Source organism: Dietzia sp. CH92 (assembly GCF_032248695.1).
GTDB lineage: Bacteria > Actinomycetota > Actinomycetes > Mycobacteriales > Mycobacteriaceae > Dietzia.
In genome coordinates this window covers 1-237 of record NZ_JAVHXC010000032.1, presented here as the reverse complement: position 1 = coordinate 237, position 237 = coordinate 1, and the positions used below count along the sequence as shown (strand labels likewise).

The window sequence follows — 237 nt, the reverse complement described above, 5'->3', positions numbered from 1 at the left end:
TAACACAGATCGCCACCACACCGCAGTTCCCGGACATGATCCTGTCTGCGTCTCGAGACAAGACCATCATCATGTGGAAGCTGACCAGAGATGAGACCAACTATGGCATACCACAGCGTGCTCTGAGAGGTCACTCCCACTTCGTTAGTGATGTTGTTATCTCCTCTGATGGTCAGTTTGCCCTCTCGGGCTCCTGGGACGGAACGCTGCGCCTCTGGGATCTCACAACGGGCACCA

The 237-nt window shown here is 55.3% G+C and carries 1 pseudogene; it reads left to right on the top strand.

Annotated features, from left to right (window positions below):
* Positions 1–237: pseudogene (locus tag RWK90_RS17325) on the top strand (hypothetical protein); the annotation flags it as partial.